This is a genomic window from Pseudofrankia inefficax (genome assembly GCF_000166135.1).
GTDB lineage: Bacteria > Actinomycetota > Actinomycetes > Frankiales > Frankiaceae > Pseudofrankia > Pseudofrankia inefficax.
The window spans coordinates 3,255,045-3,268,848 of the sequence record NC_014666.1 but is presented as its reverse complement, the minus strand read 5'-3'; the positions used below and the strand labels follow the sequence as shown (position 1 = coordinate 3,268,848).

General features: G+C 73.6%; 10 protein-coding genes. 5 read left to right on the top strand and 5 right to left on the bottom strand.

Annotation, left to right across the window (positions count from 1 at the left end; genetic code table 11):
• The first annotated feature begins 68 nt into the window (after positions 1 to 68).
• Together FRAEUI1C_RS13375 and shc are read left to right on the top strand one after the other, a co-directional pair.
• On the top strand, positions 69 to 989 hold the full coding sequence (locus tag FRAEUI1C_RS13375; RefSeq protein WP_013423833.1) for a TetR/AcrR family transcriptional regulator: 921 nt from the start codon (positions 69 to 71) through the stop codon (positions 987 to 989).
• Between the two features lie 263 nt (positions 990 to 1,252).
• Positions 1,253 to 3,574, top strand: a complete 2,322-nt coding sequence (gene shc / locus FRAEUI1C_RS39000; protein WP_013423832.1) for a squalene--hopene cyclase — start codon at positions 1,253 to 1,255, stop codon at positions 3,572 to 3,574.
• Between the two features lie 125 nt (positions 3,575 to 3,699).
• On the opposite strand, the gene FRAEUI1C_RS13360 is transcribed toward shc, so the two are convergent.
• Entirely contained in the window at positions 3,700 to 5,679 is a 1,980-nt protein-coding gene (locus FRAEUI1C_RS13360; RefSeq protein WP_013423831.1) for an ATP-binding protein, read from the bottom strand.
• A gap of 580 nt (positions 5,680 to 6,259) precedes the next feature.
• Between FRAEUI1C_RS13360 and FRAEUI1C_RS13355 the strand changes: the two genes are divergently transcribed.
• From FRAEUI1C_RS13355 to FRAEUI1C_RS13345, 3 genes are all read left to right on the top strand, one after another.
• Positions 6,260 to 7,444: an amidohydrolase family protein gene (locus FRAEUI1C_RS13355; RefSeq protein ID WP_013423830.1), complete on the top strand. Its 1,185-nt coding sequence runs from the start codon at positions 6,260 to 6,262 to the stop codon at positions 7,442 to 7,444.
• 135 nt (positions 7,445 to 7,579) lie between these two features.
• A complete protein-coding gene (locus FRAEUI1C_RS13350; protein ID WP_013423829.1) occupies positions 7,580 to 8,674 on the top strand; it encodes an NAD(P)H-dependent amine dehydrogenase family protein in 1,095 nt (364 codons plus the stop codon).
• Between the two features lie 145 nt (positions 8,675 to 8,819).
• Entirely contained in the window at positions 8,820 to 9,797 is a 978-nt protein-coding gene (locus FRAEUI1C_RS13345; protein WP_013423828.1) for an enoyl-CoA hydratase/isomerase family protein, read from the top strand.
• A gap of 50 nt (positions 9,798 to 9,847) precedes the next feature.
• Here the strand turns inward: FRAEUI1C_RS13345 and FRAEUI1C_RS13340 are convergent, their stop codons facing one another.
• The 4 genes from FRAEUI1C_RS13340 to FRAEUI1C_RS39505 all read right to left on the bottom strand — a co-directional run bounded on the left by FRAEUI1C_RS13340 (position 9,848) and on the right by FRAEUI1C_RS39505 (position 13,383).
• Positions 9,848 to 10,675, bottom strand: coding sequence for an alpha/beta fold hydrolase (locus FRAEUI1C_RS13340; protein WP_157734923.1), 828 nt, complete (start codon positions 10,673 to 10,675; stop codon positions 9,848 to 9,850).
• A gap of 390 nt (positions 10,676 to 11,065) precedes the next feature.
• Positions 11,066 to 12,313 carry an AbrB family transcriptional regulator gene (locus tag FRAEUI1C_RS13335; RefSeq protein ID WP_013423826.1) on the bottom strand — a complete coding sequence of 416 codons (1,248 nt, stop codon included), beginning with the start codon at positions 12,311 to 12,313 and terminating at the stop codon, positions 11,066 to 11,068.
• Positions 12,314 to 12,459: 146 nt separating this feature from the next.
• On the bottom strand, positions 12,460 to 12,645 hold the full coding sequence (locus tag FRAEUI1C_RS13330) for a hypothetical protein (RefSeq protein WP_041259279.1): 186 nt from the start codon (positions 12,643 to 12,645) through the stop codon (positions 12,460 to 12,462).
• A gap of 90 nt (positions 12,646 to 12,735) precedes the next feature.
• Positions 12,736 to 13,383, bottom strand: a complete 648-nt coding sequence (locus FRAEUI1C_RS39505; RefSeq protein WP_157734922.1) for a general stress protein — start codon at positions 13,381 to 13,383, stop codon at positions 12,736 to 12,738.
• Positions 13,384 to 13,804 lie beyond the last annotated feature (421 nt).

Genomic DNA, 13,804 nt, shown 5'->3' with positions numbered 1-13,804 from the left:
CCATTCCTTGTCATACGATCTCCTCGGATCGCGTGGACGGCCCGACCGCCCGCGCCCGGGGAGGGACCATGACGACCGGCACGGCGAAGGGAACGGCCGCGCGCCGCCTGCTGGCCGGCCTGAGCGCCACCGCGGCGGTCGGCGCGCCGGTGCTGCGGCCGCTCGGCCGGCACGGCGGGACCGAGCGCCTCCAGCTCGCGGGCGACCCCGGTCCCACCACGCCCGACGGCGGCGACCCGACCGACGAGTCCGACGCCGCCGGCGGCGGGCTGCGGGAGCGCAAGAAGCTGCGCACCCGGCAGACGATCGTCGAGACGGCGCACGCGCTGTTCACCGAGCACGGCTACGACGCGACCACCATCGAGGCGATCGCCGCCGGCGCCGACGTGTCGGTGCGCACCTTCTTCCGGTACTTCGCGACGAAGGAGGAGGTCGCGCTCGCCCCGCTCGACGAGGTCGGCGAGCTGGCGCTGGCCGCGCTCGGGCGCCGGCCGGGCGACGAGCCACCGCTCGCCGCGCTGCGCGCCGCCACGCTCGACGCCTGGGTCGCCATGGCCCCCAGGCCGGCGGCGTTCCGCGGCTACGTCGAGCACCTGTTGAGCCAGGACGCGGCGCCCGCGGTCAGCGCCGCGATGCTGGCCCGGATGATGCGCCTCGGCGACCGGCTCGCCACGGCCATCCGGCCCCGGTTCCCGGCGCCCGGCGGGCCGACGCCCGGTGGCGTCGACCTGCGCCCGCAGCTGACCGCCGCCGCCTTCCTCGCCGCGGTGCAGGTGGGCATCCGGGCCTGGTTCGCCCGCGGCGACCACGATCTGGACGAGATGCTCGCGATCGTCGAGTACTGCGTCGACCAGCTTGTCCCCGCCGACAGTCCTCCCGGCGTGCCGGGCCCGGCACCGAGCCCGGCACCTGCCCGCACGGTGGGCCCGCCGCCCGCAGCACCGCGCTCGGGCCAGCCCACCGGTCCACCATTCCCCGCTGGCGGCTGAGCCGCCCGGTCCGGCCGGGGCCCGCACGCCCCGGGCCCGTGGCCGCCGACCGATTCCACGCTGTCAGCCCAGCGGCTGGCAGTCCCCGCGGCGCCGCGTCCCCGCGACCGTCGTCCCGCCCCGCCGTTCCAGCGCGGACAGCCCGGCTGGTCCCCGTCCCGACCCGGCCCGTGGTATTCGACGGCCGTTGCTCGCCCGTTATTTCGCGCTATGTCACGTCATCGCCGTTCGCAACGCCGCGCACGCGGAGAAAGGGCATTCCCGTGACCACCACTGACGAGACGGCACTCGCCGCCGGGACTCCGAAAGCGGCCTTCGCCCCGGCGCCGCGCGGCGCCGCCGACGACCTCGTCGCGCGCACCGTCGCGGTCGAGGCCCCGCCGAGCCCGGCGCCGGCCTCCGACGACACCCTCGCGCGGGCGGTCGCCCACCTGAAGTCGCTGCAGGACGAGGCCGGCTGGTGGAAGGGCGACCTCGAGACCAACACGACGATGGACTCCGAGGACCTGATGCTGCGCCACTGGCTCGGCATCTGGAACCCCGAGCAGGCCGAGCGCACCGCGCGCTTCATCCGGTCCAAGCAGTACGCCGACGGCTCGTGGCCGATCTACCACGCCGGTCCGGGCGACCTGAACGCCACCGTGGAGTCCTACGTCGCGCTGCGGATGGTCGGCGACAGCCCCCAGGACCCGCACATGCGCGCGGCGGCCGCCTGGGCCCGGGCCCGGGGTGGCGTGCCGGCGACCCGGATCTTCACCCGGATCTGGCTGGCGCTGTTCGGCTGGTGGCGCTGGGAGGACCTTCCCGTGCTGCCGCCGGAGCTGATCTTCGTCCCGGCGAAGATGCCCCTGTCGATCTACAAGTTCGCGTCCTGGGGCCGGCAGACCATCGTGGCCATCATGGTGCTGATGGCGCACCGCCCGGCCGGGACGCCGCCGTTCCCGATCGCCGAGCTGTTCCCCCCGCCGGCCACCAAGAAGAAGGCCGCGGCGCAGCGGAAGGCGCAGAAGAAGGCGGGCCACGCGGGTGGGCCGACCGCGTGGCGCGACTCCTCCATCGACGACATGTTCACCGAGCCGGCCCCCGGGACCGACACCCTCCGGCAGCCGGCAGCCCTCGCCATCGGGCCCGCCAGGCCGGCCCCGGCCAAGGGCCGCAGGGGCAAGGGCCAGCCCGCGGCGCCCGACGTCATGGGCCGGGCCAAGGACGGCGGCGGCCCCGGCCTGCCGCTGCCCGCGCGCCTGGTCTCCCGGGTGGGCTTCCGGACCCGCCGCGCACTGCGGCAGGCGGCCCTGGACCACGTGAACTGGAACCTGCTGTTCGGCGGGATCGACCGCTTCCTGCACGTCTACCACCGGCACCCGATCCGGCCGGTGCGCTCCCTCGCGCTGGGCCTGGCGGAACGCTGGATCGTGGTGCGCCAGGAGGCGGACGGCTGCTTCGGTGGCATCCAGCCGCCGACCGTCTACTCGATCATGGCGCTGCGGGTGCTCGGCTACCCGATGGACCACCCGGTGATGACCGCCGCGCTGCGCTCCCTCGACGAGTACAGCGTGACCCTGCCGGACGGCGCCCGGATGCAGGAGGCCTGCCAGTCCCCGGTCTGGGACACCTGCCTGGCGACGATCGCGCTCGCCGACGCCGGCGTCCCGCGCGACGACCCGAGCCTGGTCAGGGCCGCCGACTGGATGCTCGCCGAGGAGGTCAGGGAGCGGCGCGGTGACTGGTCGGTGCCGATCCCGGACGTGCCGACCGGCGGCTGGTCGTTCGAGTTCGACAACGACACCTACCCGGACGTCGACGACTCCGCCGAGGTGATGCTCGCCCTCATGCGGGTCGCCCACCCGCGGCCCGAGAAGGTCGTCGCCGCCACCTATCGCGGCCTGCAGTGGGTCTTCGGCATGCAGTGCGCCGACGGCGGCTGGGGCGCGTTCGACGTCGACAACGCCGGCGAGCTCGTCTACAAGATCCCGTTCGCGGACTTCGGGATGCTCACCGACCCGCCGTCGGCCGACGTCACCGCGCACGTCGTGGAGCTGCTCGGCGAGCTGGGCCTGGGCGACGACCCGCGCACGAAGCGGGGCGTCGAGTGGCTGCTGCACTCGCAGGAGGCCGACGGCTCCTGGTACGGCCGCTGGGGGGTCAACCACCTGTACGGCACCGGCGGGGTCGTCCCGGCGCTGCGCGCCGCGGGCCTGCCCGCGTCGCACCCCGCGATCCAGCGGGCCGCGGACTGGCTGGTCGCCAAGCAGAACCCGGACGGCGGCTGGGGCGAGTCCTGCTACTCCTACGACGAGATGTCGACCGCGGGTGTCGGCGTCTCGACGGCCTCGCAGACCGCCTGGGCGCTGCTCGCGCTCATCGCGGCCGGCCGGGTCGGCGACGGCGTGACGGGCGAGGCGGCGGCCCGTGGCGTCGCCTGGCTCGCCGAGACCCAGACGGCCGAGGGCACCTGGGACGAGGACTACTTCACCGGGACGGGCTTCGCCGGCTACTTCTACATCAACTACCACCTATACCGGCTGGTCTGGCCGGTCATGGCCCTCGGCCGCTACCAGGCGGCCCTGGCCGGCAAGGGTCACTGAGGCCCCTGGCCGGCAAGGGTCACTGAGGCCCCTCGTGGGCAGGGGGCACTGAGGCCCTTCGTGGGCCGGGTGCACTGAGCCCGCCGTGGCCGGCCGGTCCGTTCCGGGCCGGCCGGCCACGCGGGTCAGCCCCCGACGGGGGTGCCCGTCGGGGACCCGCCCCCCGGCCGCGACCCGGCGGTCCGGGAGGCGGCGAGCAGCAGGCTGACCTTCGCGGTGAGCAGCGACGGCGTGTACGGCTTCTCCAGGTAGGCGCCGTCGGGCCCCGCCGGCCGGTTCGAGCTGACCAGGCCCCGCGGGTAGGCCGAGACGTACAGGACCGGCAGGTCGGGCCGGCTGGCGCGCAGCCAGTCGGCGAGCTGGCGCCCGTTCATCCGCGGCATGATCACATCGGTCACCAGCAGGTCGAGCGCGCGGGCGGACGCCGCGACGTCGAGCGCGCTGCGCCCGTCGGCGGCCGTGAGCACGTCATAGCCCGCGGCGAGCAGGATCCGCTCGGACAGCCGGCGGATCTCGGCGTCGTCCTCGACGAGCAGGATCGTGCCCCGGCCGCCGGCGAGCCGGTCCGCGACGAGCCGACGGCCGGCCTGGCGCGGCGCCGCGGCGGTCGCGGTCGCCGGCAGCCGGACCTGGATCTCGGTGCCGAGGTCCGGGGTGGAGTCGACGGAGACGTCGCCGCCGGCCTGCCGCACGATGCCGTAGACCGTGGACAGGCCGAGGCCGGTCCCCTGCCCCGGCTCCTTCGTCGTGAAGAACGGCTCGAAGATCATCGGCTGGATGTCCTCGGGGATGCCGTGGCCGGTGTCGGCGACGGTGATCGTCACCTGGTCGCCGTCGGCGCCCCCGGCCGGGGCGCGCGCGGTGCTGATCGTGAGCCGGCCGCCGTCGGGCATCGCGTCCCGGCTGTTGACGGCCAGGTTCATCAGCACCTGCTCCAGCTGGCCCCGGTCGGCCCACACGGTCGCCCGGGCCGCCGCCCGCACGGTGATCTGGATGTCCTCCCGGATCAGCCGCCGCAGCATGTCCTCGATGCCGGTCACCAGCTCGTCCACGTCGACCGGCTCCGGCCGGACCGGCTGCGTCCGCGCGAACGCCAGCAACTGGCGGGTCAGCGCCGACGCCCGCGCCGCCGCCTCCTGGATGGCTGTGACGTCCCGGCGCGCCGGTCCCTCGACCTCGCCCAGCAGCATCGCCGCGTACCCGTCGATCACCGTCAGCAGGTTGTTGAAGTCGTGGGCCACGCCGCCGGCCAGCTGCCCGATCGCGTCGAGGCGCTGCGACTGGCGCAGCTGCGCCTCGGCGTTGCGCCGCTCGGTCACGTCCGCGACCATCGCGAGCGCGCCGCCGCTGACGGCGTGGGCGCCGGGCGGTGGCTCGTCCGCCCAGGCCGCGTCGTACTCGGCCCTGGCCGTCAGCGCGATCTGCGCGTGCACCCGCTGGCCCGGGGACCGGTCCGCCGCGCGGGCGCCGCCGGGCACCAGCTCGGCCTCCAGCCGCTGGGTGCCCTGTGCCCGGACCCCGACGAGCGCCTGGGCGAGCTGGTCGCGGTACTGGGGCGCCACCAGGTCGGTGAAGGCGCGCCCTCTGGCCTCCCGGGGGGTGCAGCCGACCAGCGCGGCGAACTGCGCGTTCGCGTACTCCACGAGGCCGGCGTCGTCGATGAGCACCACGCCCTCGCTGGTCGTCTCGACGATCCCGCGGTAGCGGCGCTCGGACAGCCGCAGCCGGCGCTCCGCGGTCTGGCGCAGCCGCAGGTCCTCGAACACCGCGGCGCCGCGGACCAGGGCGGGGAACCGGCTGCGCAGCGACCAGTACCAGATGGCGACGACCGCGGTGACCAGGTCCCAGAACGCTCCCGCCGGGCCGAGCCCCGGCGCGTCGAGATGGTCGTGCTCCGGCTGCCCGCGCAGCTGCGCCCCGATGGCGGCCACCGCGTGCGCCGCGTGCCCGAGCGCGCAGGTGAAGAAGATCGCCGACGTCGCCATGCCGAGCTTGTTGGTCCGCCACTGGCCGGAGGTCCACAGCCCACGCGCGATCGTCAACGAGATCGCCAGGTAGGTCAGGACGACGACGCTATTCGCCACGCTGGCGACCACGTTCGTCATCGCGGGAGCTCTATCGGCATAGCAACCCGTTCCGTTCCATCAGTCATTTTGGGGGGAAAACGACTTACGGAACCGCGGCGCCGCGCTTACGCGGGTGCTCGTCGCGGCCGAGCCGCAGGTCCGCCACCAGGCTCCCGGAAGGCGACCGGCTGGACGGCGGCGCGACGAGCACAGTAACACGCGCCATATCGCGAAATGAGGCCGCGCCGGAATACCGCGGCGGCGCCGCCGAAATGTGTCGGCCATCATTGTTCGCCGCCGGCCGCCCCGTGGGCGGCCCAGCCGGCCTGGGTACACCGGGACCGGGCGGCGACGTCGAATAGCCGGCCGTGGGGCCGGCGACCACCGTGATCATATTGACGGCCACCTTCGACGCCGGGTAGGCGACGCCCGCGGCCACGGTCGCCGGGTCACCCCCAGCTCGGGCAATATATCTAGATATCTCCGCACCGATGGGGTAGCGTCGTCCACCGGGCCGGCCCGACCGACGGGCGCGGCCGACGGCTGCCGCCTCCGGCGCCGCTCGCGCGTCCTGACCTCACCGGCCGCCCCACGGCCCGCCCGGCAGCAGGAGGATCTCATGGCCGACTACGGCTCCATCGACGCCGACAACCACTACTACGAGCCGCTGGACGCCTTCACCCGGCATCTGGCCAAGAAGTTCACCGAACGCGGAGTGCAGGTGGTCCAGCAGGGCCGCCGGGTGAAGATGCTGGTCGGCGGCGAGGTGAACCGCTTCATTCCGAACCCGACCTTCGACCCGATCGTGGTCGCGGGCTGCCTGGACCCGCTGTTCCGCGGCCAGATCCCGGCGGGCGTCGACCCGCGGACGCTGATGCAGGTCGAGCCGCTGCGGCCCGAGTACCGCGACCGTGAGGTGCGTGCCGACCTGCTTCCGTCGCAGGGACTGGACTCGGTGCTGCTCTTCCCGACGCTGGGCGTGGGCGTCGAGCAGGGGCTCAAGGACGACATCGACGCGACGATGGCGAGCCTGTCGGCCTTCAACCGCTGGCTGGCCGAGGACTGGGGCTTCGACTACCGCGGCCTGATCGGGGTGCCGATGCTGTCGCTCGCCGACCCGGTGGCCGCCGTCGCCGAGGTCGACTGGCTGCTCGCGCAGGGGGCGCGGATGGTGCACGTCCGCCCGGCTCCGGTGCCGGCCGAGCACGGCACGTCCCGCTCGCTCGGCGACAAGCGCTACGACCCGGTGTGGGCTCGGCTCGCGGAGGCCTCGGTGCCGGTCGCCTTCCACCTGGGCGACTCGGGCTACGAGGCGTCGACCACCGCGTGGGGCGGCACCGCCCGGTTCGAGGGCTACGGCAACATCAGCGTCCTCACCCGGGTCCTGGTCTCCGACCGGGCCATCCACGACACCGTGGCGTCGCTGCTCGTCGACGGCGTCTTCACGCGTCATCCGTCGCTGCGGGTCGCGAGCATCGAGAACGGCTCCGACTGGATCGAGCTGCTGGTCAAGCGGCTGCGCAAGCAGGCCAACCAGCGGCCGTGGGCGTTCGCCGAGGACCCGCTCGACACGCTGCGCAACCACCTGTGGGTCACGCCGTACCTCGAGGAGGACCTCTCGGCGCTGGCCGAGCTGATCGGCGTCGACCGGATCCTGTTCGGCTCCGACTGGCCGCACGGCGAGGGCGTCGCCCAGCCGCTGGACTTCCGCAAGGAGCTCGGCGCCTTCTCCGAGGGTGACGTCCGCAAGATCATGCGTGACAACTGCCTCGACCTGCTCGGCTCGCCGCGGGCCGCCGCGTGACCTCGCCCGCCCGCCGCGACCCAGGCGCGGCGGGCGCGGGCCGCCACGCCCGTTGCGCCACCCGTTACATCTAGATATTTTGACGGACACGCCAAGCCGGGCAGACGGCGCGGCCAGTGACGCCGGAGGTACGCCATGCTGCGCGTAGTCGTGTGGGCCACCGGGACCGTCGGCAGGCACGCGGTGCGCGCCGTCGCCGCCCATCCGGACCTGGAGCTCGTCGGGGCGTTCGTCTACGCGGAGGCGAAGGCCGGCCGGGACGTCGGCGAGATCGCCGGCATCGGGCCGGTCGGGGTCGCGGCGACCCGGGACAAGGACGAGGTCGTCGCGCTGGACGCCGACTGCGTGCTCTACCTCGCGCAGGGCGAGCTGGACCCGGCCGGGGCGCTCGACGACATCTGCCGGCTGCTCGCGTCCGGCAAGAACGTCATCTCGACGGCCGTGACCGCGCTGATCTACCCGGCGAGCCTCGGCCAGCCGGCCGTCGAGCAGCTGGAGGCGGCCTGCGCGGCCGGCGGCACGTCGTTCCACGGGACCGGGATCGAGCCCGGCTGGGCCGCCGAGGTGCTGCCGCTGACCATGTCGACGCTGTTCGAGCGGATCGACTCGCTGCTGGTCCAGGAGCTGCTCGACTACAGCTCGTACGACAGCGTCGAGATGATGTTCGACATCATGGGCTTCGGCCAGGCCCCGGACGCACCGGTGCCGCTGTCGGTCCCGGAGCTGGCCGGCTCGGCGTTCCGCGCCCCGCTGATGCTCGTCGCCGACGGCCTCGGCGCGGCCGTGGACGACTTCGTCTACGACCGTCAGGTCGCCGTCGCGGCCGAGGCGTTCGACATCAAGGTCGGTCGGATCGAGGCCGGGACCGTGTCGGCGCAGCGCTTCTCGGCGACCGCGGTGATCGGTGGCCGGCCGGCGCTGACCGTCGAGCACATCACCCGGGTCGGGTCGGGCCAGGCGCCCGACTGGCCCACCGGCCGGGGCTGGAAGGTCACCGTCGAGGGCAGCCCGTCGATGGTGCTGGAGGCGAAGATCGCGGTGCACGGCGAGGACGAGAACGACCAGGGCTGCCTCGGCACCGCGATGCACGCCGTACACGCCATCGCCCCGGTCTGCGCCGCCCCGGCGGGCATCCGCACCTTCCTCGACCTGCCGCTGCTCAACGGCCGCCACGTCCTCGGACCGGGGGCGCGCCCCGTCATCCCCGCGCCGGCCGACGCCAGCTCCTGAGCGCGAAATTATCTAGAGATATACGATGACTCCGGCCCACCCGGCGCCGGTCGCCGGCGCCGAACGGCGCCCGGCCGCCCCCGGACTCGGGGCCGGCCCGACCAGGCGCGACGCGGCGCCCCAGCCACAGCGAGAGGGACGAGCCATGGCCGACGACCGCGGACATCCAGCGCCTACGGGCCGCGTGCTGCTGGAGCGTGACGAGTCCCGCGGCATCGCCCGGCTCACCCTCGACAACCCCGCCCGCCGCAACGCCTACGACCCCGCGATGCGCGACCAGCTCGCCACCCACCTCGACGACCTCGCCGACGACGACACCATCAAGGTCGTCATCCTGCGCGGCAGCGACGGCGTCTTCTCCACCGGCGCCGACATGGGCAACGCCTACGCCTGGTACGGCAACGACGCCAAAACCCAACCTGGCACCAAGCCGGACGACGCCCGCCGGGCCCGGCGGCCCAGCCAACGCCGCCGCCTCGCCGTCGACCGCCGGACCTTCGACTTCTACCACCAGTTCCTCGGCTACCCCAAGGTCACCGTCGCCGAGGTCAACGGCTACGCACTCGGCGGCGGCTTCGAGCTGGCATTGATGGCCGACATCGCGGTCGTCGGCTCAGGCACCCGGGTAGGCATGCCCGCGACCCGTTTCCTCGGCCCAGCGCTCGGCTCCCTGCACATGTTCTTCCACCGGCTCGGCCCCGTCCTGGCCCGCCGGCTGCTGCTCACCGGCGACATCATCCCGGCGGCCGAGCTGGCGGCGCTGGGCGTGTTCACCGAGGTCGTCGCCGACGACGCGGTGAGCGCGCGGGCCGACTTCTGGGCCCGCAAAGCCGCGAAGATGCCCGCCGACGGCATCACCATCGCCAAAGAAGCCTTCCGCCTCGTCGAACAACTCCAGGCCTACCAAGGCGAAGAAACCACCAGCTACCTCATCCACGCCTACGGCACCAACCTCCGCTTCGAAGACGACGAATTCAACTTCGTCAAGACCCGCGCCCAACACGGCACCAGGAAAGCCTTCCAACTCCGCGACGCCCACTTCGACATCACCGACGAACCACTCTTCACCACCCCCAACGGCCAGAGCCCCGGCGCCGACCACGGACCGGCCGACACGCCCTGACGGCAGCTCCCGACGGGGGCCAGCGCCAGGCGGGTCAGCTCCCGGGCCAGTCAGGCCACCGCGGTGCGGGCCCAGGTCAGGATCGTCTCGGCCATGGTTCTGGTGTGCGTCCAGGCGAAGGTCGGGCCGTCCAGGTAGGCGCCGGCCGGCAGGCGGCGCGCGATCCGGCGGGCGGCCGTGTCCGAGTGCAGCCGGTCGCCGGAGACGCCGACCACCAGGCTCGGGCAGGTCACGGCGGACAGGGAGTCCAGGTCGAGGCCCGGGTAGCCCCGCCAGGTGAACAGCGAGCGCCGCAGCTTCGCCATGTCGGCGCTGCCCAGGACCTTGTAGAAGCCGCCCAGCGACTCGCCGGCCCGGCGCTGGTGCGCGCGCCGCGCCGCCGGCAGCATGAGCAGGCGGAAGATCTCCAGCCGCCGCGCCGGCCACAGCCGCAGCAGCTGGACCGCGGCCGGGACGGGCAGGTGGATGTGCGGCTGCACCAGCACGACCCAGGACGGCGGCGGGTCGAGCTCGGCGAACGTCTGCAGGACCAACACCGCGCTGGCCGACGCGGCGACGATGCCGTAGCGGCCGGCGGGCACGGACTGGCGGACGAAGTCGCGCAGGTCGGCGGCCATGTCCGCGACCGTGAGCCGGTCGCCGTGCCGCAGCCGCGACGACGCCTTCTCCCTGGTCTCGAAGTACCAGACCGGGTTGGTCGCCGCGAGCGCCGGGATCACGTGCCGCCAGCTGTAGGGCGTCGACGACCAGCCCGGGACGAAGACCACCGGATCGCCGTCGGCGCCGTCTGCGCCGCGGAAGTGCGCCGCGCGCAGCAGCGCGTCGGCCCGGCGCAGCGCGCGGACCTCGTGGCACCACGGCAGCATCTCGTCCGGCATGTCCAGCAGACGCCACTGGTGCTCAAGGTCGGGCCGCCCCCAGGGCAGCTCCTCGCGATGGCGCTCCCAGGAGTCCGACGCCGACCCCGCCGTCCTCGCCGGCTCCGTCCTCCTGAAGCGACTCCTCCAGCGGCCCGGCCCGCGAGCCTGCGTAGGTATGCCCACGGAACAACTACCTACGGCAGCAGCGTGAACGTCTCCCCGGCAACGCCGCAGCGGCGAAGAAAACAAGCGACCAACGATGTGGGCGCGCCGCCCGAGGGCACGCAGGGCGACCGGGTCCTACGTCATGGTCGCCGGTCAGGAACTGCGCCCAACCGGGCGGGCCGTTGGCGGACGTCGACGAGCGGTCGGGTTCGCCGCGAGAGCCGTACCCCCGGGATGGCCTTGTCAGCCGAGGGCGGCGGATCGTTGGGACCGGAACGCACGCCATCGGGTGGCGGCCCGGATGATCGGGGCGGTGAGGGCGATGACCAGGAGCAGACGGACGCTCTGCACCGCGGCGATGACGGGCAGGTCCGCGTGGGCGGAGGCTGCCGTCGCGAGGATGGCATTGATCCCGCCCGGGGTGGTGGCCAGGTAGGAGTCGGTGAAGGACATGCCGACCAGCGCCGACAGCGCCCATGCCAGGCCGGCGCAGGCGAGACAGACCGCGACGCTGGCCCCAAGCAGGTAGCCGAGCATGCGTCCCAGGTAGCGAACGGACGCGAGATCGAAGCGCAGGCCGACCTCGAGCCCGACCAGGACGAAGGCGATGTCGCGCAGCGACCCGGCCGGGCTGAATCCGCCCGTCAGGTCCGTCCAGAGGATCGCCGCGGTGAGGAACATCGGTCCCAGGAGGGCCGGCGCGGGCAGCCTGAGCCGTCTCGCCAACCCGACCCCGAGAAGTCCAGTCGCCGTCAACATCGCCAGTCCCGCGACCTGATGAGGGGAGGCGACAAGGTGGCTGAACGACAGGGACCGTCCGGAATGCGAGGAGCCCGGGTTGCGGCCCAGGGCGGCGACGATCAGGGGCGTCGACGCGGCGACGACGCCGACCCGCAGATACTGTGCGAACGCGACGAACCGGGAGTCCGCGCCGAGTTCGGTCGCGTAGGCGACGATCGCGGCCGAGCCACCCGGCATGAGCCCGAGGGTGGTGTCCACTCCTGTCGCGCGGGTGCGACGGGTGAGTGCACCGGCCACCGCGACGCAGATCGCGATGGACGCCAGGGTCACCCCGATCAGCGGGAGCGCCCGCCCGGTGGCCGCGCTCAGGGCCGACGGTGCCAGGTAGGAGCCCATCAGTACGCCCACGACCACCTGCGAAGCGCGGTTCGCCCTGGCTGGTAGGCGGCGACGCACGACCCCCGCGAGCGCGAGCGCCGCGCCGACGAGCATGGACACGAGGAGCTGTGCGGCGGGGATTCCCACATGCTCGCCCAGGTCGCTGAGGAGAAAGCAGATCGCGATCAACGCGATCCAGCCGAGGGCTGATCTCGCCCGCGCCCGACCGGTGGCGCTACTGAATATCCGACTCTTGCCTGTCGAACAACCGGCGGGGCCCGGTGCGCTCACGCCGACGGTCGTTTCCGTCAGGTTTGAACCGATGATGATAAACGTCCTTCCAGGATCGGTCGCGATGTCTGTCCGAATCATGCTGGACAGTTGTCCGCTTCGCCCCTGATGAAAGCCGCGGAAAGCTGGAGACAGCATACTTGGCCCGAGCTTCCCCGTGTGGTGACCGGCAGCGGGGTGCGGATTTATCGCATATTCACGCGATCCACGGAAAGTTCCTGTCATCATTACCGCGCCGCGCCGGCGCCGGCGCAGGCATAGGTGCGGTTGACGCGATCCAGCCCGCGGCACCGCCGACCGACCCAGAAGATCATGTAGGTGCCGGTCAGGCGGCTGCGCGCGTCGGCGTCGGTCGCGCAGAGGATCGCCTGCTTGGTGACGTGCACGGCCTGTACCGACAGGTCGGGTACCACGAGCCCGACGGTCAGGGCAGTCAGGCCGGGTACGGTCGGCGGCTGGTCGGCGGCGACCAGGTGGGACGGGTAGCGACCAGGTGGGACGGGTCAGGACCGGCGGCTCGCGCCGGCTCGACCCGGCTCGCTCGGGTCGCCGACGCGCAGGCCGCCGGAGACGGCCGCGTCCTGGCGGACCGCTCCGGTCACCGGGAAGCCGCCCAGGACGAGCGTGCTCCGGGCCCGTTCGGCGACCTCCGTGTCGACCAGCAGGTCGTAGCTGTCGGCCCGATAGGTCTGGCTGTGCGTCACCCGGCTCGGGTGCCCGCCGCCGTAGAAGGCACGCACGAGCAGGCCGCCGAACAGGCCGAGAACGCCGCCGAACAGCAGGCCCCACAGCGCCAGCGAGAACGCCGCCCGCAGTGGGCTGGCCCAGTCGAGCAGGCCGAGGAGCCAGCCGAGCACCGCCCCGGCGACGGCCCACCCGGCGACGGTGCGCAGCGTCGAGTCCCGCCACGACATCCGGCCGATCGACTCGACGCTCGTCAGGCCGCGGCCGACGATCGCGGTCCGTTCGACCGGGAACCGGTGGTCCGCCAGGTGGTCGACGGCGCGGGCCGCCTGACCGTGGGTGTCGTAGGAGGCCACCACCTGCTGCGGCGGGAACCGCCAGGCCAGCTCACGCCCACTCGCCGGGCCACCGCTGGACGAGGCTCCCGGCCGTTCGGCCGCCGACGGGTCACCCGGCCTGGCTGGCACCTGGCCCCGCGCCGGCTCGCCGCCGCCAGCGGAGCCCCGATCGCCCGCAGACCCGCGAGACCCGTCAGCCGGCCCGGTTGCACGGACCGGCCCGGCAGGCCTCTGGAAATCGTCGGCCGGCGCGGCGGTCTGGACGGGCTCCGCGAACCGGGCCGGGCGCTCGGCGTGGTCCGAGGGCTCGTCGAGTGCGCCGTGGCTCGTCGGACCCAGGTCCGGCGACTCGTCCACGTCACCCGGCCGGAACCCCGGGCCACCGGCGCGCTCCCGGCCGGTCCCGTGGCCGGAAGCGCCCATGTCCCCGGGCCCGCGCCGCGGGCCGCCGCCGGAGTCGCCACGCCGGCCGGCCGGACGCCGGTCCGTCGGAAGGCCGAGGATCTCACGCCATCCCATCTGGCCACCGCCTCTGCGTCGGGCCATCGTT

Excerpts from the sequence above, each read along its gene's own strand:
- FRAEUI1C_RS13345 (WP_013423828.1), top strand. The coding sequence starts at position 8,820 with ATGGCCGACGACCGCGGACATCCAGCGCCTACGGGCCGCGTGCTGCTG.
- FRAEUI1C_RS13360 (WP_013423831.1), bottom strand. The coding sequence starts at position 5,679 with ATGACGAACGTGGTCGCCAGCGTGGCGAATAGCGTCGTCGTCCTGACC.
- FRAEUI1C_RS13375 (WP_013423833.1), top strand. The coding sequence starts at position 69 with ATGACGACCGGCACGGCGAAGGGAACGGCCGCGCGCCGCCTGCTGGCC.
- FRAEUI1C_RS13335 (WP_013423826.1), bottom strand. The coding sequence starts at position 12,313 with ATGATTCGGACAGACATCGCGACCGATCCTGGAAGGACGTTTATCATC.
- FRAEUI1C_RS13355 (WP_013423830.1), top strand. The coding sequence starts at position 6,260 with ATGGCCGACTACGGCTCCATCGACGCCGACAACCACTACTACGAGCCG.
- FRAEUI1C_RS13350 (WP_013423829.1), top strand. The coding sequence starts at position 7,580 with ATGCTGCGCGTAGTCGTGTGGGCCACCGGGACCGTCGGCAGGCACGCG.
- FRAEUI1C_RS13340 (WP_157734923.1), bottom strand. The coding sequence starts at position 10,675 with ATGCCGGACGAGATGCTGCCGTGGTGCCACGAGGTCCGCGCGCTGCGC.